The following is a 20,062-nucleotide window of genomic DNA, read 5'->3' on the forward strand; positions in this document are numbered from 1 at the left end:
AAATGAAAAAGCGGCTGCAATGATTGCAGCCGCTTTTTATATTCCGTACCGATCAATATTAATCCGTTTTCAGCGCCTTATCAATCATAAAGATCATATTCGCCCTGTGGGCTTTTGTTTCTTCTGTGGTTGATGGTGCTGCAGCCAATTTTGATTTCAGTTTTTTCAACGAGTAGATCACTGCGCCTTTCGATACGTTATCGAGTGGTGAATTGTCAGCGATCAATTGTGAAGAACCTCTTACAAACGAAGTTTGCAGGTACTGGCGGTAAACGTTTACGTTGGTATTGAGGTCGGCATCAAAAATACCCTTCACCAGGTCATTCATCACATCTGCGGCGCTGTACTGGTTGCCATACAAACGTGTGTTGGTGATACGCTGTAATGTAGACGTATTAAGGATCTGCGCCAATGCACCACCTACCTGGATGGCAAGTGTAGTGTTCGTGATCTTGTAATCTTCGCCATTGCCCGGCTGGTTAAAACCACGGCGCTGCATCTGCAGGTAAGGGAACACCTGTGCATCTGCATCGAAGGCATTTGGAGCAAACACATATTTCGTCAACACATCCATCGCTTTTTTCTGCGTTGCCAGTGGCACAGGTGTGTATGGCTTGCTTGTTGAATTTTGTTCAGGGAACGACCTGTCTACGTACACACCACCGATGTAACGGCTCACGGCATTCGTCATATCGCTGCGTTGCCTGTTGAGTATTCCGTAACGGCTGCGGAGCATGGCATACGACTGTCCTTGTTTGCTGTATTTTTTAACGAGGTTGCCCATCAGGTTGTTCACGAGTTTGAAACGGTCTTCGGCGTAGCCGATCGCATCGCTGGTAAGATCGTTCACGTTCACACGCGGATCCATCCCTTTACCCGGAGAACGCATGTCGTCGCCATCGTTTCCGAAAGCGAGTTTCGGATCATTGCTGCGCGACAAGATCTTGTTCAGACCCGCTTCTTCTTCTGTTGGGTTGAATTGCGAATAACCATATTCGATCGCCCACAAGTCATAAGGGCCCGCTTTGGTTGTGTAGTAGTCGCCTTGTTTGCTTCTGTCGAGCGAAACATTGATCGCGGGATAATCCATCACCGATCCCATCAGGCCAATGCTGTGTGTGATGCTTGTGTTGTTGATCTCGGCGGGCGACAGCATCTGGCTGCTCTTCATGTTGTGGTTGAGGCCGAGTGTGTGCCCCATTTCGTGCATGATGAGGTAAGTGAGGAACTGCTTGTGCATTTCTTTTACTTCTGCTGCAGAAGCGCCGCTCATTTCCAATGTTGTTAAACCGGCTGTATACTGCGCTTTCAATTCTCCTGCAAGCGTGCAGGTTGCATAATGGTTCATGTTGATGCCCGGCCACCTCATTTCAGGTTGCTGTGCCGTTGAACCGTTGTAAAGATCGTCGAAGATCGGCGTTGCGCTTCCTGAGTACCATTCAACGGTGATGTCGGCGCCAAGGATCTGGCCTGTTCTCGGGTTAACGAAACTTGGCCCGATTGCGCCGTAGGTAGGTTGTGCAGAAGAAACCCAGCGGATCACGTTGTAGTGTATGTCGGCAGGATCCCATGTTGCATCATCGGGCATGATCTTCATCACGAGCGCGTTTTTAAAACCGGCTTTTTCAAACGCTTCGTTCCATTTCATACCTGCGTCGAAAATGGTTTGACGGTATTCAACCGGTGTTGTGTTTTCGATCCAGTATACGAGTGGCTCTACCGGTTCGCTCAATGCGGCCGTAGGATCTTTTTTCTTAAGGTTCCAGCGGTGGATCATATCCTTGTAAGGCACAGGGCTGATGCTGGTCTGGTCGTTTCTTTCTTCAGAGAAATAACCAACGCGCGGGTCGTCCCTTCTCGCCCAGAAATCGTTTGCGGCCGGCATGGCGATAAAGCTGTGCTGCATGCGCACGCGTACATAACGCGGATCAACAACATCAGGGCCGCCGCTGGCGAGTGTGTAAGGATTATCGTAAGAAAGATCCACTACAACATCTGTATTGTCGGGGAAAGAACGCAGCGCTGCGTATTTGGATTTTGAAGGATTCAGATTACCGAGGTTGAAGATCTGCGAAGAGAACGGGCTCGGCGGAATGTTTGGTTTTACCGGGTCGAGCTTTTCGCTGAGGAACAATCCATCCGCATTGATGAGGTATCCAACCGAATCCTCGAGCGTGTATTTGTCTGAAAAGAATACAGCAACAGGCTTGTCTACCTCCGCTGTTTTGCTTACGGGATTGTTTTTGTCGTAGTACAACCCGGTATTCACGATATCGAATTCAAGTTTGTCGAAAGCCTTGTTGATCTTGAACACGAGATTCGTTCTGTGCATGCTCTGGTTAAGGAACAATGCATTCGGGCCATTGATCGAAAAGCTTTCATAGATGAATTCTTTTCCGAGCTGGTCTTTGCGGATGTACATCTGCAAAGAACCGGTGGCTGTGTCCTGGTACAAAGTGAAGAGCCCTTCATTTTTTTTCTGGCCCTTTGTTTTGTCGGCCACCGTTTGTTTTTTAGGAGGAGCCGGGGGAACCACTTTTACAGTGTCCTTGTCCGATTGCGGTTTAACCACTGTTGTGTTCGGTTGCTGTGCATCCACAGTCAAAGACACAATCATCAACGCCGTTGCGGCACATAATATCTTTTTCATAGCAGTGTTTTGAGTGTCTTAAAATAAACAATAAATCAGAAAACGCGGAAGGGTTAATGTCCTTTTTATGTAAAAAGCAGGAAACGGCTTACGAGCGGTAAACGATTGTGAAACGTTTTTCAAACATTTGCAAACACTTGCTACCTTCTAAACCGCTGAACTGATGGCTTTTGCGGCAATAAATCCACAGGTCCATGCATTCTGGAAGTTAAAGCCCCCGGTGATGCCATCAATATCCATTACTTCACCTGCAAAAAACAGGTTTGTCCGAATTTTACTTTGCATGGTATTGGGATCGATCTCTGCCAGCTTGATACCGCCGCAGGTTACAAACTCTTCTTTGAATGTGGTTTTGCCCTTCACGGCAAACTCCTGCGCGGTGAGGTTTTTGATGAGCCGGTTCTGCTCCCTGGATGGGATCTCGGCCCAACGTGTATCTGCCGGGATGCCGCTTGCCTGGAGCAGGTACAACCACAAACGGTTGGGTAGGTGGAACGGATTGCGGTTGCCGACTTTTTGTGCAGCGTATTCTTCGCGGTAAGACTGCCACTCCGATCTCAGTTCCTGTTCTTTGTGATCGGGCAACCAGTTCACCAACAATGTAAAATGATAATTGAGCAGCGCCAGTTGGCGCGCACCCCAGGCAGAGGCCCTCAATATTGCCGGCCCGCTCATGCCCCAGTGCGTGATGAGCAGCGGGCCCTCTTCATTGATCTTTGTTCCTGCCACTTTTACAACTGCTCTCTCTACGCTTACACCCATCAACGAAGTGATCTCATTTCCGGGTACGTTGAATGTGAACAGGGATGGAACCGGCTCCTCGATGGTATGCCCGATTTTTTTCAGCCAGTCGAACATGGACGATTTTGGGTATCCTCCCGAAGCAATGCAGAGAAAATCCGGCGCGAGTGGCTTTCCGTTCGACACATGTACGCTGCATTTTCCGGCTTCGTCAAAGGTGATCTCTTTAACCTCCGACTGCAGCATGATCTCTACGTTGTACCGGTCTGCTTCCTTCAGCAAACAATTGATGATCGTTTGCGAATCGTCTGTGTTGGGGAACATGCGTCCATCGCTTTCCGTTTTCAGTACAACGCCGCGTTCGGCAAACCATTCAATCGTATCGTTGGTGTTGAACCAGTGAAATGCTTTCTTGAGAAAATTTTGCCCGCGCGGGTATTTTCTCGAGAGCTCCTGTATCTCGAAGCAGGCATGCGTTGTGTTGCACCGTCCACCGCCGCTTATTTTTACTTTGGAAAGAAGCTTGTTTGATTTTTCGATGATGGTTACGCGAAGCGAGGGGTTCATACGCGCCGCATTCACCGCGCAGAAAAAACCCGCCGCGCCGCCACCGATCACGAGTAACTGTGACTGTGTTTTATTTTGATTGCCATTTTGCATTAACACCCGTCGTTTTGTTGCCTGTGCCATGTGCGTGCGCAACATGTGCTAAAATATAAAAGCCCGGGTAGAAGCCCGGACTCAAACCTTTTTGCCGCGAAGCCATCCTTTGGTTAGTAGTAATTCGTATTCAGGTTCGGATTCGCTTTTTCCGCTGCTTCGATGATGCTGTAATCAGAAAGTACCAGCGCCTGGTTTTTTTTGATGCAAACATCGTGTTCAAAATGCACGGAAGGTTTTCCATCGCGTGTGCGGATGGTCCATCCGTCTTCTTCTGTAAATACTTCGCGCGTACCGAGGTTGATCATCGGTTCGATGGCGAGAACCAGGTTCTCTTTCAATTTGGGCCCGCTACCCCTCTTCCCGTAGTTGGGCACCTGCGGGTCTTCGTGCATGCTCCTGCCGATGCCATGGCCCACGAGTTCGCGTACAACGCCGTAACCGTATTTTTTTTCCGTATGCTCCTGTATCGCGTAAGCGATGTCGCCAACGCGGTTGTTTACGATGGCCTTTTCAATGCCTTTGTACAGCGATTCTTTTGTTACTTTAACGAGCTGCAATACATCGTCCGCCACTTCTCCCAAGACAAATGTATAAGCATGGTCTCCATGCCAGCCGTTCAATATCACGCCCGTGTCTATTGAAACAATATCCCCTTCCTTCAATTCTGTATTGTTCGGAAAGCCATGCACCACCACATCGTTCACAGATGCGCAAACGGTAAATGGATAACCGCGGTAGTTGAGAAAATTGGAAACAGCTTTGTGATCCCTGATGAAATCTGCGCAAAGCCTGTCGATCTGCAAGGTGGTCATGCCCGGTTTTAAAACCTTTGCAACTTCCGACAATGTTTTGCTGACCAGCGTTGCTGATTCTTTCATCATCGCGATCTCGGCATCTGTTTTATGGATCATCATATTTATTCGGCGTGTCATTGTAAAAAGAAACCTGCTTCTGTGCGGAGAGCAGGTTTCACAAAGTTCGAAAATATTATTTGTATTAAATAGTCGTCGTAGAAACTGTTTGTCTTCCCTGCACCCGGCCGCTTTTCATCAAGCCGTCGTACTGGCGCATCAGGAGATAGGTTTCGATCTGCTGGAGCGTATCGAGGATCACACCTACCATGATCAGCAACGAGGTTCCTCCGAAGAATGAACTGAATCCCTGTGTTACCTGCAAACGCTGGGCGAAGCCCGGCATGATACCTACAAGGGCAAGGAATATGGCGCCTGGCAAAGTGATCTTGTCCATGATGGACCCGATGTAATCTGCAGTTGGCTGGCCCGGTTTCACACCCGGGATAAACCCGTTGTTGCGTTTCAGGTCTTCAGAGATTTGTTTCGGGTTAAAGATCAATGCGGTGTAAAGGAACGTAAACCCGATCACCATCACTGAATAAATGACCATGTACCAGATATTGCTGTGGTCGTTGAATATCTTGACGATACCCTGTGCCGAATCGATGTTGGTGAACGATACGAGTGTAGGCAGGAACATGATCGCCTGGGCGAAGATGATCGGCATAACACCCGCGCTGTTTACTTTCACCGGCAGGAACTGCCGCGCACCGCCAAACTGCCGGTTGCCAACGATCTGTTTTGCGTAGTTAACAGGTATTTTCCTCACTCCTTGTACGAGTATGATCAATCCCATAATGATCATGATCAACACTGCCGCTTCCACGAGGAAGATCAGCAAACCACCGCCGCCTCTTTGTTCTTTCGCGGTGAATTCCTGGAGGATAGACATCGGGAGGCGTGATAAGATACCTACCATGATGATGATAGATGTTCCATTACCCAATCCTTTGTCCTGGATCTTTTCTGCGAGCCACATTACAAACAGGGTACCTGCCGTTAATGTAACTACGGTTGAGAATCCAAACCACCTGCTGAATTCAGGGAGGATCGCTTCCTGGTAGCCGGGGCTGTTGAGGTACGCTACATAAGCAGCGGCCTGGAAGATGGTAACGATTACTGTGAGGTAACGTGTCCACTGGTTGATCTTCTTACGGCCACTCTCCCCTTCTTTCTGAACTTTCTGCAATTGCGGAACGAGGATGGTCATGAGCTGCATGAAGATCGATGCAGAGATATAAGGCATGATACCCAATGCGAGTATAGAGGCCTGCGAGAAACCGCCACCTGCGAACATATCGAATACGCCGAGCAGTCCACCGCTCTTTGCATTTTTCTGTGCCGATTCGATGAGGTTCGGATCGAGGCCCGGCAATACGATGTGGTTACCGAAACGGTAGGTGAAAACCAGTGCAAGCGTAACAAGGATCTTGCTGCGCAGCTCATCGATGGCCCAAATATTCTTTAAAGTCTGAAGTAATTTTTTCACTTAATGCAATTGATAACGTTAATGTAAAAACCAAAAAGACGCACGGTGTGCGTCTGGCAATTTACGTCAAAATTACTTTACAATTTCAACGGTACCGCCGGCTGCTTCGATAGCGGTTTTTGCTTTATCGCTTGCAGCGTTCACTTTGAAGGAAAGTTTGGTCTTCAGTTCGCCTGTAGCCAATACTTTAACCCTGTCTGTGCGGCTGATCAGCCCGTTGATGTACAGGTTCTCCAGGGAGATCTCTGTAAATCCGTATTTTTCCACGAGCTGGTCTATCTGACCGAGGTTGAACACTTTGTATTCTACGCGGCCCGGGTTTTTAAATCCACGTTTAGGGATACGGCGCTGGATAGGCATCTGGCCACCTTCGTGTGCCATTTTGCTTTTGTAACCGGCACGGCTTTGTCCACCTTTGTTACCTTTCGTTGAAGTACCACCTTTACCGGATGCTTCACCACGGCCGATACGGATCTCTTTGTGCGTTGAACCTTCTGCAGGTTTGAGTGTGTGTAGTTTCATGTTATTTTGATTTTGAACTTACGGGGAATCACCCCTCGCAGTGTTAATTAATAATCAGGAATTAGTAATTAGTAATTGTGGTAAATTAAAAATGAATCATTGAGAAGGATGCGAACATCTTTTTCAATCATTCATTATTAATTATGAATTACTAATTATTAAATGACTAAGCGATCTCTTCAACCTTCACCAGGTGGCTAACTTTGTTAACCATACCGAGGATCTGTGGCGTTGCTTCCACTTCTTTGGTTGCATTCAGTTTTTTCAAACCCAATGCGATCAAAGTTTGCTTTTGACGCTCTGACCTGTCAATACCGCTTTTTATTTGTGTGATTTTGATTTTCATGATATCTGTCATTTGATCCACGATCAACGTTTACCGTCTCCCGCGAAAAATTATCCGTTAAATACTTTGCTCAGTTTCAAGCTGCGGTTCTTGGCAACCTGTACCGGTTCTCTCAGGAGCCCCAGTGCCTTGATGGTCGCTTTTACCACGTTGTGCGGATTGGCAGAACCGAGGCTCTTTGCCAATACGTCGGTAACGCCGGCGCTTTCCAGAACGGCACGCATGCTGCCTCCCGCGATCACACCCGCTCCATGCGCAGCTGGTTTGATCAGCACTTTCGCTGCACCATCTTTCGCCCACTGGTCGTGGGGAATGGTACCGTGCATCACAGGAACTTTTACGAGGTTCTTTTTAGCATCTTCAATACCTTTTGAAATAGCTTCCTGAACTTCTTTTGCTTTACCGAGGCCATGGCCTACTACGCCATTGTCGTTACCAACTACCACGAGAGCTGAGAAGCTGAAAGTACGGCCGCCTTTGGTAGTTTTCACTACACGGTTGATGGAAACCACTTTCTCTTTCAGTTCCATGTCACCAGCGGATTTTACTTTATTTACGTTTACTTTAGACATTGATCTAACGATTGATTGTTGTTCGTAAAATTAGAATTGAAGACCACCTTCCCTTGCACCTTCAGCAACTGCTTTCACACGGCCATGGTACAGGTTACCACCGCGGTCGAATACGCAGGTAGCTAAACCCAACGCGATGGCTTTGCGTGCGATCGCCTCACCAACGAGTTTTGATTTTTCGGTCTTGGTTACTTTTTGAGCAGCGATATCTTTATCACGTGATGATGCCGAGGCCAGTGTTACGGCATTGTCGTCATCGATCAGTTGTGCATAGATCTCTGCATTGCTCCTGAATACAGACAGACGTGGCTTTACTGCAGTGCCTGCAACTTTCTTACGGATGCGGTAGCGGATCTTCTGTCTTTGAATTAATTTACCCATTGTTTTCTATTTTGACCCCGATACGGCCGGAGCTTGTTTAAGTTTGGTATTGTAAGCCTGGCAACCAATGCGAAGTTTTTCAACCCCGCCCGGATCCCGGCCCTTAACTTTTATTATTTACCGGCTGCTTTACCTGCTTTTCTTCTCAGGATCTCACCAGCGTATTTCACACCTTTTCCTTTGTATGGTTCAGGTTTACGTAAGCTGCGGAGTTTGGCCGCCACCTGTCCGATCAATTGCTTGTCGATACCTTCAAGCGAGATCTTTGGGTTCTGTCCTTTTTCTGTAACGGTTGTTACTTTCAACTCTTTCGGAACTTCGAAAATGATGTTGTGCGAGTAACCCAGGGCAAGATCCAGTGTGTTTCCTGTGTTTGCCGCTTTGTAACCCACACCCACCAGCTCGAGGTTCTTTGTATATCCTTCTGTTACACCTTTTACCATGTTGTTCACCAGGGAGCGGTACAGGCCATGCATTGCGCGGTGGCGGATCTGGTCTGTAGGGCGCGCCAATGAAATCTGGCCGTCTGCAACAGATACCGTGATATCCCTGTCGATTGTTTCTTTCAATTCTCCTTTAGGACCTTTAACAGCTACAACATTATCGTTGCTAACCGTAACGGTTACTCCTGCAGGAACTGCGATGAGTGCTTTACCAATACGTGACATAGTCGTTTCGTTTTTTGTATCCACCAAAGCTTCAGCGAAGGTGGATCGATGTTATTAATATTCCTCTCCGTGTTCAGCTCCGACTAAAAAGCTTAATTGTCAGACGAGGCGTTTTCTTCAGCTGCGGCCAGGGGCCGTAAGCTGCATGTTGTTCTAGTAGATGTAGCAAAGAACCTCACCACCCACGTTCTGCGCTTTGGCTTGCTTATCTGTCAATACACCTTTAGATGTAGAGAGGATGGCAACACCCAAACCGTTGATCACGCGTTTGATTTCTGAAGGCTTTGCGTATTGGCGCAGACCCGGGCGGCTAACTCTTTCGAGTGAACGGATAGCAGCCTGTTTGGTTTGCGGATCATATTTCAATGCGATCTTGATCAATCCCTGTTTGCTGTCGTCTTCAAATTTGTATTTCAGGATATAACCTTGTTCGTACAGAATTTCGGTCATACGTTTCTTCAAATTAGAAGCAGGTATTTCAACGAGCCTGTGTCCAGCCATCTGAGCATTACGGATTCTGGTTAAGAAGTCTGCTATAGGATCAGTTACCATGTTTATTAATTATTTCTTTTTCAAAAATTGTTTGTTACCGGTTTGCTTTGCAGCACCTTGAAACATGTCTTGTTTTTGGTTCATTTGTTTACCTGGTCATGGGATTACCCATGCAACCTGCAAACGAATAAACAATATTACCAGCTTGCTTTTTTCACACCGGGGATCTGTCCGTTCAGCGCCATATCGCGGAACATGATCCTTGACAGACCGAAGTAACGCATGTAGCCTCTTGGGCGGCCTGTTAACTGACAACGGTTTTTCAACCTTACAGGTGAAGCGTTTTTAGGCAGTTTGTCCAGACCTGCATAGTCGCCTGCTGCTTTGAGGGCCGCACGTTTTTCTGCGAATTGGGCAACCATTCTTTCACGCTTGTTTTGCCTGGCTGTTATTGATTTCTTTGCCATGTGATATTAGTTGTTTTCTTTTTTAGCATTTTTGAAAGGCATACCCAGTTCTTTCAGGAGCTCGTAAGCTTCTTCGTTGGTGCCCGCAGTGGTAACGAATGTGATGTCGAGACCGGTGATCTTGTTCACTTTATCGATATCGATTTCCGGGAAGATGATCTGTTCGGTCACGCCCAAAGTGTAGTTACCGCGGCCATCGAAGGCTTTGTCGCTGATCCCTTTGAAATCACGTACGCGTGGGAGCGCCACAGATACGAGCCTGTCGAGGAATTCGAACATCTTCTCACCTCTCAGCGTAACGCGTGCGCCGATCGGCATGCCTTTACGGAGTTTGAAGTTTGAGATATCTTTTTTAGACAGGGTTGGAACTGCTTTCTGACCGGTGATCATGTTCAGTTCTTCTACTGCGATATCCACCAATTTCTTATCTGTTACCGCGCCGTTAACGCCACGGTTGATACAGATCTTTTCCAGTTTAGGAGCCTGCATTACGGTTTTGTAAGCAAACTTCTTCATTAAAGCAGGAACAACCTCTTTAGAGTATTTGTCTGCTAATCTCGGAGTGTATTTTGCTGTACTCATTATTTGATTACCTCCCCTGATTTTTTAGATACACGTACTAATTTTCCGTTTTCACGAGTGCGTTTAGCCTTCGTTGGAGCGCTTGTTTTCGCATCCCACAACATTACATTGCTGATCGCGATCGGCGCTTCTATTTTCACGATACCACCCTTTGTGTTTGATGCAGAAGGTTTGGTGTGCTTGGTAGCAATGTTAACGCCTTCAACAACCACACGGCCTTTGTCAACGATAACTTCCAACACCTTACGCGGCTTTTTCAAGTCCTTGTCATCACCGGCGATCACAACAACTGTATCGCCTTTTTTGATGCTGAATTTGGGTTTAAATCTTGTACTCATCTTTTAGCTTTTAGCGGTTAGCTGCGAGCTGCGAGCCAACCATTTTTGTTTATGCTTTCTTCCGTTTTACCCGCAGCGCGAGGCCCGGGGGAAGCGGTTTGTTTTTATAATACTTCCGGCGCCAGTGAAATGATCTTCATGTACCCCTTATCACGCAATTCGCGGGCAACCGGTCCGAAGATACGTGTACCGCGTGGCTCATCCGAGTTGTTCAACAACACAACGGCGTTGTCATCAAAACGGATATAAGAACCATCTTTACGACGCAATTTGTTTTTTGTACGAACGATAACTGCTTTTGATACAGTACCTTTCTTTACACCACCTGCAGGGATGGCATCTTTTACAGTTACAACGATCTTGTCTCCGATCTTTGCATAATCCTGTCCGCTGTTACCCAGAACCCTGATACAAAGAACTTCCTTTGCACCACTGTTATCAGCTACGTTGAGCCTGCTTTCTTGCTGAATCATTTTGTTTCGCTTTTAGCTGTTAGCCCCGGTCTGCACCGGGGAAGTTATTAATTACAGAGGCTGAAACTGTGCGTTTGCGTGCAGCTTGCAGCATGTGGCTTTTCGCCAGGTTATTTTGCTTTCTCTACGATCTCCACCAGTCTCCAGCGCTTTGTTTTGCTCAGCGGACGGGTTTCCATGATCTTAACGATGTCACCAATTGTGCACTCGCCTTTCTCATCGTGTGCATGGAACTTGGTGGTTTTCTTTACGAACTTACCATAGATCGGGTGTTTTACTTTTCTTTCAACCGCAACGGTGATGGTCTTATCCATCTTGTCGCTGGTTACAACACCTGTTCTAGTTTTACGCAAATTTCTTACTTCAGCCATTGTTGTGTGTTTTAAGCGTTTAGCTGCAAGCTTCAAGCTGCGAGCCAAATGTTTTTTATAAAAGCCCGTAGCGCATGGCCCGTAGCTCGCAGCCTTCTTACAGGCCTAATTCTTTTTTCTTCAGTTCCGTCTTCAAACGGGCGATGTCCCTGCGGAGACCGCGGATGGTCATCGGGTTTTCGAGCGGAGAAATCGCGTGTGCGAATTCAAGCTTCTTGATCCTCAACTCGTCTTCCTGGATCTTTGTCTTCAGGTCAGCGATGTTCAAATCCTTGATCGTCTTGTTAAATTCGTATGTCTGTTTGTTTGCCATTGCAAATTCGGTTTATAAAAATTAGGCTTGCAAATCTCTTCTTACGATGAATTTGGTTGCGATAGGTAATTTCTGTGCGGCCAGTCCCATTGCTTCTTTTGCAACAGCTTCTGTAACACCATCACATTCGAAAATGATACGTCCTGGTTCCACTACAGCCGCCCAGAATTCAGGGTTACCTTTACCTTTACCCATCCTTACTTCGGCTGGTTTACGGGTAATGATCTTGTCGGGGAAGATACGGATCCATACATTTCCCTCACGTTTCATCGCACGTGTCATTGCCTGGCGGGCCGACTCGATCTGGCGGTTTGTTAACCAGATCGGCTCAAGCGCTTTCAAAGCAAATGATCCGAACGAAATCGAAGTTCCACGTTTTGCTACCTCGCGGATACGTCCTTTTTGCTGCTTCCTATGTTTACTTCTTTTAGGCTGTAACATTTCTTATTTTTTAATCCATGATCCTTAGTAATTATCAATTGCTAATTACTAATTAATAATTATTAATTATCTGCGTCCACCGCCACGGTTGTCTCCACCACGGCCGCCCCTGTCTCCGCCGCCACGACGATCATCTCTCCTGTCGCCGCCAGCTCTCCTGTCGTCACCGCCTGGTCGTCCGCCACCGTCTCTCCTGTCGCTCATGTCGTTCTTGCCACCAACGAAATTCGGGTTCAGTTCGCGTTTGCCCAGTACTTCTCCTTTACAGATCCATACCTTGATACCGATCTTTCCGTAAACGGTTTGTGCAAAAACGTTGGCGTAGTCGATGTCCATACGGAAGGTATGCAAAGGCGTACGTCCCTGTTTGAACTCTTCGCTACGTGCGATCTCTGATCCACCCAAACGGCCGCTGAGTTTCACTTTGATCCCTTCTGCGCCCATGCGGAGTGTAGAAGCGATCGCCATTTTAGTGGCACGTTTGAAATTGATACGGTTCTCGATCTGTCTTGCGATGGTATCACCAACAATGGTAGCATCCAGTTCGGGGCGACGGATCTCGAGGATGTTGATCTGAACATCTTCTTTACCGGTTAATTTCTTTAATTCTTCCTTGATACGGTCAACTTCCCCACCACCTTTACCGATGATGATACCTGGTTTAGAGGTGTGGATGGTTACGATCAGTTTGCCGAGCGTGCGCTCGATAACGATCTTAGCGATTCCACCTTTGTTGATACGGGCACTCAGGTAGGTACGGATCTTATGATCTTCGATCAGCTTGTTTGCATAGTCTTTTTTAGAACCATACCAGTTGCTGTCCCATCCGCGGATGATACCTAACCTGTTACCAATTGGATTTGCTTTCTGACCCATATAATGGTTTCAATTAGTTTTTAGAATCTACGATTAATGTTACGTGGTTGCTGCGTTTACGAACCCTGTATCCGCGGCCCTGTGGAGCCGGGCGCATGCGTTTCAGAACACGGCCACCATCTACAAATACTGTTTTTACCACCAGGCTGCTGTCAGCTGCGCTCGCGCCGCTGTTTTTCTGTTCCCAGTTGCTGATCGCGCTTTTCAACAGTTTTGCCAATGGAACGGCATTGTGTTGTGGGTGGAACTCGAGAATAGCCAGGGCTTTCTCTACTTCCATTCCGCGGATCACATCAGCCAGCAAACGCATTTTGCGCGGGCCCGTGGGGTAATTGTTCAGTTTAGCTACTGCTTCCATTTTTTATCTAGTTTGGAGTCTGGAGTTTGGAGTCTGGAGTTGGAGTTCTTCACTTCTAACTTCTAACCTTTAACTTCTAACTGTTTTTACTTTTTAGATCCTGCATGTCCTCTGAAGTTCCTTGTTGGTGCAAACTCTCCGAGTTTGTGTCCTACCATGAACTCTGTTACATAAACAGGGATGAATTTGTTTCCGTTGTGCACAGCAAATGTGTGACCAACAAAATCAGGAGTGATGGTGCTGCGGCGGCTCCAGGTTTTGATTACACCTTTCTTTGATTTACCGTCGTTTATTGCAAACACTTTACCTTCTAAGTTGGCGTCTACGTAAGGACCTTTTTTAATCGAACGACCCATATTATTTTAGTTTACTGGTCTAGTTGTTTATTTGTTGATCAGCCTTTACTGCTTATTTGGCTAATTTTTTTCCGTCTCTGCGTTGGATGATCAGTTTATCGCTTCCCTTTCCTTTTGTCCGGGTTTTCTCACCTTTCGCATATTTACCTGTTCTGCTGCGTGGATGGCCTCCTGAAGCTTTACCTTCACCACCACCCATCGGGTGATCTACCGGGTTCATCGCAACACCACGTACGCGTGGGCGGATGCCTTTCCAACGGTTCTTACCTGCCTTACCTGCGGTTTCGAGGTTGTGGTCGCTGTTTGAAACCACTCCTACCGTTGCATAACAGTTGATCAATACTTTTCTCAATTCGCCTGAAGGCATTTTCAATACTGCGTATTTTTCTTCCTTGTTCGCAAGCTGTGCAGAGGCTCCTGCGCTTCTTACCATTTTGCCACCCTGGTTGGGTTGCAGCTCAATGTTGTGAATGATCGTACCCAAAGGCATGTTCTTCATCAACAAAGCATTACCAACTTCAGGAGCCACATTGTCGCCGGCAACTACGGTTGTACCAACCTGTAATCCCTGTGGCGCAATGATGTATCGTTTTTCACCATCGGTGTATTGCACAAGTGCAATGAACGCTGTACGGTTCGGATCGTATTCGATGGATACAACCGTAGCGGACATATCCCTTTTGTTCCTTTTGAAATCGATGATACGATAGTGATGCTTGTTTCCACCACCCATGTAGCGTGATACGCGGCGGCCCTGGAAGTTGCGGCCCGCAGTGTTCTTCTGCGGCTCGAGCAAGCTTTTCTCAGGATCGTGTGTGGTGATCTCAGCATAAGCATTTCCAATTCTCCAACGTGTTCCTGCTGTGATTGGTTTGTACTTTTTAAGTGCCATTGTTTTTTTCTTTTACCACGGAATTTTCAGCTCCGCGAACTATAATTAAATGTTTGAATACAGGTCGATCGTTTCACCTTCGGCAACGGTTACCAGTGCCTTCTTATAAGCGCCCTTCATACCTTGTATGAAACCCGCCTTGGTGTAACGTGTTTTGTTTTTTCCGGGAACCACTGCGGTGTTCACATCTATTACGTTTACTCCGTAGAATTCTTCTACCGCTTTTTTGATTTCCAGTTTGTTGGCCCTGCGGTCTACCCTGAAAGCATACCTGCGTAATTTTTCCTGTTGGGCATTTGCCTTTTCAGTTAAAATGGGTTTTACTAATACTTCAGTCAGTTTCATCTGAATATGTTTGAAACGTTACTTAAATTATGCTGTTGCTTCTTCTTCTGTAAAGATCTTTGCCGTGTTCTCGGTGATCACCAGTACATCCGCATTCATGATCTCGTATGTATTCACATCTGCGAGCAATGAACTTGTGATGTTTGGAATATTGCGTGTGCTCAGGTACAGGTTATCGTTGTACTCCGGCAATACGATCAATGTTTTCTTGTCCGCAACTTTCAGGTTGTTCATTACTTCTGCCACCTGTTTGGTTTTCGGTGCATCCATGTTGATGTCTTCGATCACATAAATGGCATTGTCTTTCGCCTTGTAGCTGAGTGCGGAGATCTTCGCCAGGTCCTTCACTTTACGGTTCAGTTTGAAAGCGTAAGAGTGTGGTTTTGGCCCGAAGATGGTACCACCACCTTTGTACAAAGGGTTACGGATGTTACCTTTACGTGCACCACCGGTTCCTTTCTGTTTGTGCAGTTTGCGGCTCGCACCTTTTACTTCGGCACGGGTCTTCACTTTGTGTGTACCCTGGCGGCCTGCAGCGAGATACTGTTTAACAGCGAGGTAGATCACGTGATCGTTTGGCTCTACACCAAACACATCAGCTGGTAATTCTACCGTCCTGCCTGTTTTCTGTCCTTTTATATCTAATACGTCTACTTGCATGATAATTCAATTAAAGTGTGATTACTTCTGGATTAAAACGATTGAACCGTTATGGCCAGGAACCGAACCGCTGATCAGGATGTAATTCTTTTCAGGGAAGATCTTAACCACTTTCAAACCCTTCATTTTCACGCGATCGCCACCCATACGGCCGGCCATCCTCATTCCTTTGAATACACGTGAAGGATATGATGATCCGCCGATTGAACCCGGCGCCCTCTGGCGGTCGTGCTGACCATGGGATGCTTCACCCACACCAGAGAATCCGTGGCGTTTTACAACACCCTGGAAACCTTTACCCTTGGTTGTACCGATCACTTCAACTTTATCGCCTTCAGCGAAAATGTCGAGCGTTACGGTCTCACCCAATGCTTTTTCTATGGAATAATTGCGGAATTCTTTTACGAATTTCTTAGCTGCGGTCTGCGCTTTTGCGTAGTGATTTAATTCGGACTTCGTGGAGTGCTTTTCTTTCTTGTCGCCGAATCCTAATTGAATAGCGGTGTACCCGTCAGACTCAACCGTCTTTACCTGGGTAACCGTGTTGGGAGCTGCTTCGATGATGGTGCAGGCTGTCTGCTTGCCATCTGCTTCGAAGATGCTTGTCATCCCGATCTTTTTACCAATAATACCTTTCATCTTTTGCGGTTTATAGCCCCGCGTGGTTATGAGGACATCCCGACGATGAATCGGGATTCAATCCTTGTTTTCTAACAACCTTTTCCGTTGTTTCCCTGCCGTAGCGGGAGGGGAAGTACTGTTAGCAAACAAACCTCGAAGGGCCTGTTTATATGTTAATCCCGGATCTGCCGGTTGTATCAACCTGCTGTTCCGGAACTGTTTCTGAATCAGAGCTGCTTTGGCCCGCTTCGCGGATTTGGCAGGTGAAAAATTTTATAAGAACTATTGCCATCAGCCTGCGGCTGAAAGCTTTCTTTATCAAGCCTTGATCTCAACCTCAACACCCGATGGCAAATCGAGCTTGCTCAACGCATCCACTGTTCTTGAAGAGGAAGTGTAGATATCCAGCAAACGCTTGTGCGTACACAACTGGAACTGTTCACGACTCTTCTTATTCACGTGCGGTGAACGCAAAACAGTAAAGATTCTCTTGTGTGTAGGCAAAGGAATAGGCCCCGTTACCACTGCACCTGTACTGCGTACCGTTTTCACGATCTTCTCGGCAGATTTATCTACCAGGTTGTGATCGTATGATTGTAATTTGATCCTGATTCGTTGAGACATAGTCAAAACCCAATTTTCTGATTGGGGTTGCAAAGGTAAGAGCCTGTAACCGAACAGACAAGTATTTTGAAAGTTTTTTTGTGTATTTCTGGGATTTTGGGCTAAAATTATCCCCAAATGGCCGCTTTCCGTTGCCAGCCGTGGCTCCGGCCGTTCAAATGTATGGGAAGTTTTTTTGCCGGGGTGTTGCGGCACCGCCCTTAAAGCAGCTTTTAACGGTAATTAACCTTCCCCGAAGTATATTTACCGCAAGAATCGAAACATGGCAAAAAACTACAAAGGCAAAGAGAAAAATGCGGCTCCCGCCGCGGCCGCAAAGGCCAAAGAACCGGGTTATTCTGCTTCGGGATTTAAGAATGTTTTTCCGTTGGTGGCTTGCGGACTGTATTTCATGGTCCATTTTATCGGCGACTGGGGCGCTTACGACGCCATGGGTGCACAGTGGATCTACATGGTACTGCTCGATCTTGGCGTGATCGCCGTATTGCTGGCCCGCAGGAACGATTACGCGGTTGCTACGGCCAAACAGTTCGGAAATATGTTTTCAAAGCTCTACCTGGCCTTTTTTGTATTGGCAGGGGTATCGATCATTACGGCGATCAATCCTACCGAAAGCTGGGTTTGCTACGTACGGATGATCGCCACGGTGATAGCTTACTTTAATATGGGTATCCTGCTGCAGGGGCGTACCGACCTGATGAAGGTCATCGCCCAACTGATTGCGGTACTGCTGTTCATAGAATCCGTTCAAACCATTTCCCAGTTCATCAAGGGAAGTAACGAGAATACGGACCTGACCGCGCTGATCATGAGCATCAAGGGCACTGCAGGTAACAAGAATATCTTCGCCGCGGGGTTGGCCATCAAGATCCCCTTCCTGCTTTATTGCATGCACCGGTTCAAACTGGTGGGTAAACTGGTCAATACGCTGATCCTTTTCTTTGCCGCCTGGGCCATTCTCATCCTCAACGCGCGTGCAACCTACCTGAGCCTGGTGCTGGTGCTGGTTATGTACCTCGCGTTTTGTGTGATCCTTTATGTAAAAGACAAAAAACTGGACCAGGCTTTGCTGCGTGCAGGTATCGTGATCGTGCCGCTGGTGATCGCATTCTTCATTTCCCAGATCGAACTTTCCAACACATTGAGCGCACAGCAGGAGCCGCAGAGTTTCGGGTCGGTTACCGAAAGGGTGGCCTCTATCGCCGCTACGGGCGATGAAAGCAACCAGGTACGTTTCAGGCTATGGTCGCACGCGGTTGATTACACCACTAAAAATCCCCTGATGGGTTGTGGCATCGGCAACTGGAAGATCGCTTCCATCCCCTACCAGCGTACCATTACCAATGACCTGTTTGTGCCGATCCATGCGCACAACGATTACCTCGAGGTTTTTGCGGAACTCGGTATACCCGGCGGGTTGCTCTACATTGCGATGTTCGTCTGCATCATCGTATTTACCTGGAAAACGTTTTTTTCCACCGTTTCCGAAGAAACCAAGCTGGTTTCGGTATTCTCTTTCTTCGCATTTGTGACCTATATGGTGGATGCGATGTTCAACTTCCCCATAGAGCGCCCGGTGAGCCAGATGTTCTTTGCGTTCGTGGTAGCACTCAATATAGGCGCCTATTTCAAAGGAAGAGAAGAGCTGGGCGATGAAAAACCTATTACCAGCAAGGCCGCCAATTACAAGGCCGTGTTTGCTTTTGTATCGATCCTTTTACTGCTCCCTTCTTTTTATGTTACGTACCAGACCTATAAATCGCTCATCGTTCAGAAAACGGTACTGGGAGACCTGAACAATGAACCGCTTAAGCTCGACTGGAAGGAAGTGACCCGCGATTTTCCTTCTATCCCCAACCTTTCCGCCACGGCCCAGCCGATAGAGGCGATCAAGGGAAGATATTTGTATGAAGCAGGTAAATGGGAAGAAGCGCTGGTGCTGTTCGACAAAGGCACCAAAGCCAACCCGGTGATCGGTTACAGCGAGTTCCTCAAAGCCGGTCTTTACTATAAAAAAGCGCTGACCGATACGGCGAACGAGAAAGTTTGGCTCGACAGCGCGGTGCGCAACGGTGCTTATTCGTTCAACCTCAGGCCGAAGGCAAAGACTTACTACCAGACCTATATTGCCATCCTGGCGAAGAGAAGGGATACGACGGGCATTGAAAAAGCGTTCCTTGAGTTCGACAAGTACCGCCACTACCCGTTTGGCTGGAACATGTACCTGTTGGGAATGATCAATGCCGAGGTGAATCTGGGAAGAATGCCTTCGCGAATGCTCAGGATCGTAGACAGCGGGTTGACCATTTTCCCGCACGACAGCGACCTGGTGAAGAGAAGACAGGAGATACTTGCCAACCTCGCCATCTTCAACCGGATGCCAGGCAGCAACCTCAACGTGATCAACGAATCTGCACGGCACTACGCGGCGGGGGTTGCCGCGTTCGGCAGCGGCCAGCTTGAAAAAGCAGGGCAGGCCTTTCTGAAGGCGGCCGATCTCAATCCTTCCAATCTCGCCGCACTTGAAAATGCAGCGATCTGTTATTTCAACCTTCGGCAATATCCAAAGGCGATCAGTTTATTTGACAGGGAGCTTGCGCTCAATTTATCGGGCGATGGTAAGCCTGAGTATTACAAGGCCATTGCATTGATCAATCTCGGGAAAAAAGAAGATGGCTGTAAGTTCCTGCAGCTTGCCGCCAACAAAAAATACAATTCCGGCGATCCTACAAAATCCCCTGAAGTGCTGTTGAAAGCGAATTGCGGGAAATAACGATCGCCTGTTAACAGGCCGTTGGAACAGGCTGTCTCATGTAAGTGAGGCAGCCTGTTTCTATCGGGGCCAACCTGCACAAAACGGCAACCTTATTTTCCTTCTGATTGGACAAAAAAGAAAACCCCGCTGCATTGCTGCGCGGGGTTCCTGTTATTTCCGAATCGACAATTATTAATTACTAATTATCAATT

General features: G+C 47.4%; 26 protein-coding genes. 1 reads left to right on the forward strand and 25 read right to left on the reverse strand.

Features of this window, described 5'->3' with window-relative positions:
- Positions 1-58 precede the first annotated feature (58 nt).
- The 25 genes from GWC95_RS08065 to rpsJ all read right to left on the reverse strand — a co-directional run bounded on the left by GWC95_RS08065 (position 59) and on the right by rpsJ (position 17,095).
- The gene (locus GWC95_RS08065; protein ID WP_237722099.1) at positions 59-2,650 is read right to left on the reverse strand and encodes a zinc-dependent metalloprotease; all 2,592 of its coding nucleotides are present in this window, start codon (positions 2,648-2,650) and stop codon (positions 59-61) included.
- 147 nt (positions 2,651-2,797) lie between these two features.
- Positions 2,798-4,051, reverse strand: a complete 1,254-nt coding sequence (locus GWC95_RS08070) for a BaiN/RdsA family NAD(P)/FAD-dependent oxidoreductase (protein WP_161818177.1) — start codon at positions 4,049-4,051, stop codon at positions 2,798-2,800.
- A gap of 113 nt (positions 4,052-4,164) precedes the next feature.
- A complete protein-coding gene (gene map / locus GWC95_RS08075; protein ID WP_161818178.1) occupies positions 4,165-4,968 on the reverse strand; it encodes a type I methionyl aminopeptidase in 804 nt (267 codons plus the stop codon).
- Between the two features lie 82 nt (positions 4,969-5,050).
- Positions 5,051-6,397 carry a preprotein translocase subunit SecY gene (gene secY, locus GWC95_RS08080; RefSeq protein ID WP_161818179.1) on the reverse strand — a complete coding sequence of 449 codons (1,347 nt, stop codon included), beginning with the start codon at positions 6,395-6,397 and terminating at the stop codon, positions 5,051-5,053.
- Positions 6,398-6,469: 72 nt separating this feature from the next.
- Complete coding sequence (gene rplO, locus GWC95_RS08085) at positions 6,470-6,919, reverse strand: 50S ribosomal protein L15 (protein ID WP_161818180.1); 450 nt, start codon at positions 6,917-6,919, stop codon at positions 6,470-6,472.
- A 166-nt stretch (positions 6,920-7,085) separates the two neighbouring features.
- Complete coding sequence (gene rpmD, locus GWC95_RS08090) at positions 7,086-7,265, reverse strand: 50S ribosomal protein L30 (protein ID WP_202630238.1); 180 nt, start codon at positions 7,263-7,265, stop codon at positions 7,086-7,088.
- 50 nt (positions 7,266-7,315) lie between these two features.
- Positions 7,316-7,837, reverse strand: a complete 522-nt coding sequence (rpsE, locus tag GWC95_RS08095; protein WP_161818181.1) for a 30S ribosomal protein S5 — start codon at positions 7,835-7,837, stop codon at positions 7,316-7,318.
- A 30-nt stretch (positions 7,838-7,867) separates the two neighbouring features.
- Positions 7,868-8,218 carry a 50S ribosomal protein L18 gene (gene rplR, locus GWC95_RS08100; protein WP_161818182.1) on the reverse strand — a complete coding sequence of 117 codons (351 nt, stop codon included), beginning with the start codon at positions 8,216-8,218 and terminating at the stop codon, positions 7,868-7,870.
- Between the two features lie 113 nt (positions 8,219-8,331).
- Positions 8,332-8,886, reverse strand: coding sequence for a 50S ribosomal protein L6 (rplF, locus tag GWC95_RS08105; RefSeq protein ID WP_161818183.1), 555 nt, complete (start codon positions 8,884-8,886; stop codon positions 8,332-8,334).
- A 153-nt stretch (positions 8,887-9,039) separates the two neighbouring features.
- Positions 9,040-9,438 carry a 30S ribosomal protein S8 gene (gene rpsH / locus GWC95_RS08110; RefSeq protein WP_161818184.1) on the reverse strand — a complete coding sequence of 133 codons (399 nt, stop codon included), beginning with the start codon at positions 9,436-9,438 and terminating at the stop codon, positions 9,040-9,042.
- A 137-nt stretch (positions 9,439-9,575) separates the two neighbouring features.
- Positions 9,576-9,845, reverse strand: coding sequence for a 30S ribosomal protein S14 (gene rpsN, locus GWC95_RS08115; protein WP_161818185.1), 270 nt, complete (start codon positions 9,843-9,845; stop codon positions 9,576-9,578).
- A 6-nt stretch (positions 9,846-9,851) separates the two neighbouring features.
- Complete coding sequence (rplE, locus tag GWC95_RS08120) at positions 9,852-10,427, reverse strand: 50S ribosomal protein L5 (protein ID WP_161818186.1); 576 nt, start codon at positions 10,425-10,427, stop codon at positions 9,852-9,854.
- A complete protein-coding gene (rplX, locus tag GWC95_RS08125; protein WP_161818187.1) occupies positions 10,427-10,765 on the reverse strand; it encodes a 50S ribosomal protein L24 in 339 nt (112 codons plus the stop codon). The genes rplE and rplX overlap by 1 nt, the downstream gene beginning before the upstream one ends.
- 104 nt (positions 10,766-10,869) lie before the next feature.
- The gene (rplN, locus tag GWC95_RS08130) at positions 10,870-11,238 is read right to left on the reverse strand and encodes a 50S ribosomal protein L14 (RefSeq protein WP_116849282.1); all 369 of its coding nucleotides are present in this window, start codon (positions 11,236-11,238) and stop codon (positions 10,870-10,872) included.
- A gap of 110 nt (positions 11,239-11,348) precedes the next feature.
- Positions 11,349-11,609, reverse strand: a complete 261-nt coding sequence (gene rpsQ, locus GWC95_RS08135; RefSeq protein WP_161818188.1) for a 30S ribosomal protein S17 — start codon at positions 11,607-11,609, stop codon at positions 11,349-11,351.
- A gap of 97 nt (positions 11,610-11,706) precedes the next feature.
- Positions 11,707-11,922 carry a 50S ribosomal protein L29 gene (rpmC, locus tag GWC95_RS08140; protein ID WP_161818189.1) on the reverse strand — a complete coding sequence of 72 codons (216 nt, stop codon included), beginning with the start codon at positions 11,920-11,922 and terminating at the stop codon, positions 11,707-11,709.
- 21 nt (positions 11,923-11,943) lie between these two features.
- On the reverse strand, positions 11,944-12,363 hold the full coding sequence (gene rplP / locus GWC95_RS08145; protein WP_161818190.1) for a 50S ribosomal protein L16: 420 nt from the start codon (positions 12,361-12,363) through the stop codon (positions 11,944-11,946).
- 66 nt (positions 12,364-12,429) lie between these two features.
- Positions 12,430-13,239 carry a 30S ribosomal protein S3 gene (gene rpsC / locus GWC95_RS08150; protein ID WP_161818191.1) on the reverse strand — a complete coding sequence of 270 codons (810 nt, stop codon included), beginning with the start codon at positions 13,237-13,239 and terminating at the stop codon, positions 12,430-12,432.
- A gap of 13 nt (positions 13,240-13,252) precedes the next feature.
- On the reverse strand, positions 13,253-13,597 hold the full coding sequence (gene rplV, locus GWC95_RS08155) for a 50S ribosomal protein L22 (RefSeq protein WP_161818192.1): 345 nt from the start codon (positions 13,595-13,597) through the stop codon (positions 13,253-13,255).
- Between the two features lie 86 nt (positions 13,598-13,683).
- Entirely contained in the window at positions 13,684-13,953 is a 270-nt protein-coding gene (gene rpsS / locus GWC95_RS08160; RefSeq protein ID WP_161818193.1) for a 30S ribosomal protein S19, read from the reverse strand.
- Positions 13,954-14,005: 52 nt separating this feature from the next.
- Positions 14,006-14,845: a 50S ribosomal protein L2 gene (gene rplB / locus GWC95_RS08165; RefSeq protein WP_161818194.1), complete on the reverse strand. Its 840-nt coding sequence runs from the start codon at positions 14,843-14,845 to the stop codon at positions 14,006-14,008.
- A gap of 45 nt (positions 14,846-14,890) precedes the next feature.
- Complete coding sequence (gene rplW, locus GWC95_RS08170; RefSeq protein ID WP_161818195.1) at positions 14,891-15,190, reverse strand: 50S ribosomal protein L23; 300 nt, start codon at positions 15,188-15,190, stop codon at positions 14,891-14,893.
- Positions 15,191-15,217: 27 nt separating this feature from the next.
- Positions 15,218-15,850, reverse strand: coding sequence for a 50S ribosomal protein L4 (gene rplD / locus GWC95_RS08175; protein WP_161818196.1), 633 nt, complete (start codon positions 15,848-15,850; stop codon positions 15,218-15,220).
- A gap of 21 nt (positions 15,851-15,871) precedes the next feature.
- Positions 15,872-16,489, reverse strand: coding sequence for a 50S ribosomal protein L3 (gene rplC / locus GWC95_RS08180; RefSeq protein ID WP_161818197.1), 618 nt, complete (start codon positions 16,487-16,489; stop codon positions 15,872-15,874).
- A 300-nt stretch (positions 16,490-16,789) separates the two neighbouring features.
- The gene (rpsJ, locus tag GWC95_RS08185) at positions 16,790-17,095 is read right to left on the reverse strand and encodes a 30S ribosomal protein S10 (RefSeq protein ID WP_068242832.1); all 306 of its coding nucleotides are present in this window, start codon (positions 17,093-17,095) and stop codon (positions 16,790-16,792) included.
- A 262-nt stretch (positions 17,096-17,357) separates the two neighbouring features.
- Here rpsJ and GWC95_RS08190 point away from each other — a divergent pair, with 262 nt between their 5' ends.
- A complete protein-coding gene (locus GWC95_RS08190; RefSeq protein WP_161818198.1) occupies positions 17,358-19,868 on the forward strand; it encodes an O-antigen ligase family protein in 2,511 nt (836 codons plus the stop codon).
- The last annotated feature ends 194 nt before the right edge of the window (positions 19,869-20,062 follow it).

The organism is Sediminibacterium roseum (assembly GCF_009939005.1).
Taxonomy (GTDB): Bacteria; Bacteroidota; Bacteroidia; order Chitinophagales; family Chitinophagaceae; genus Sediminibacterium; species Sediminibacterium roseum.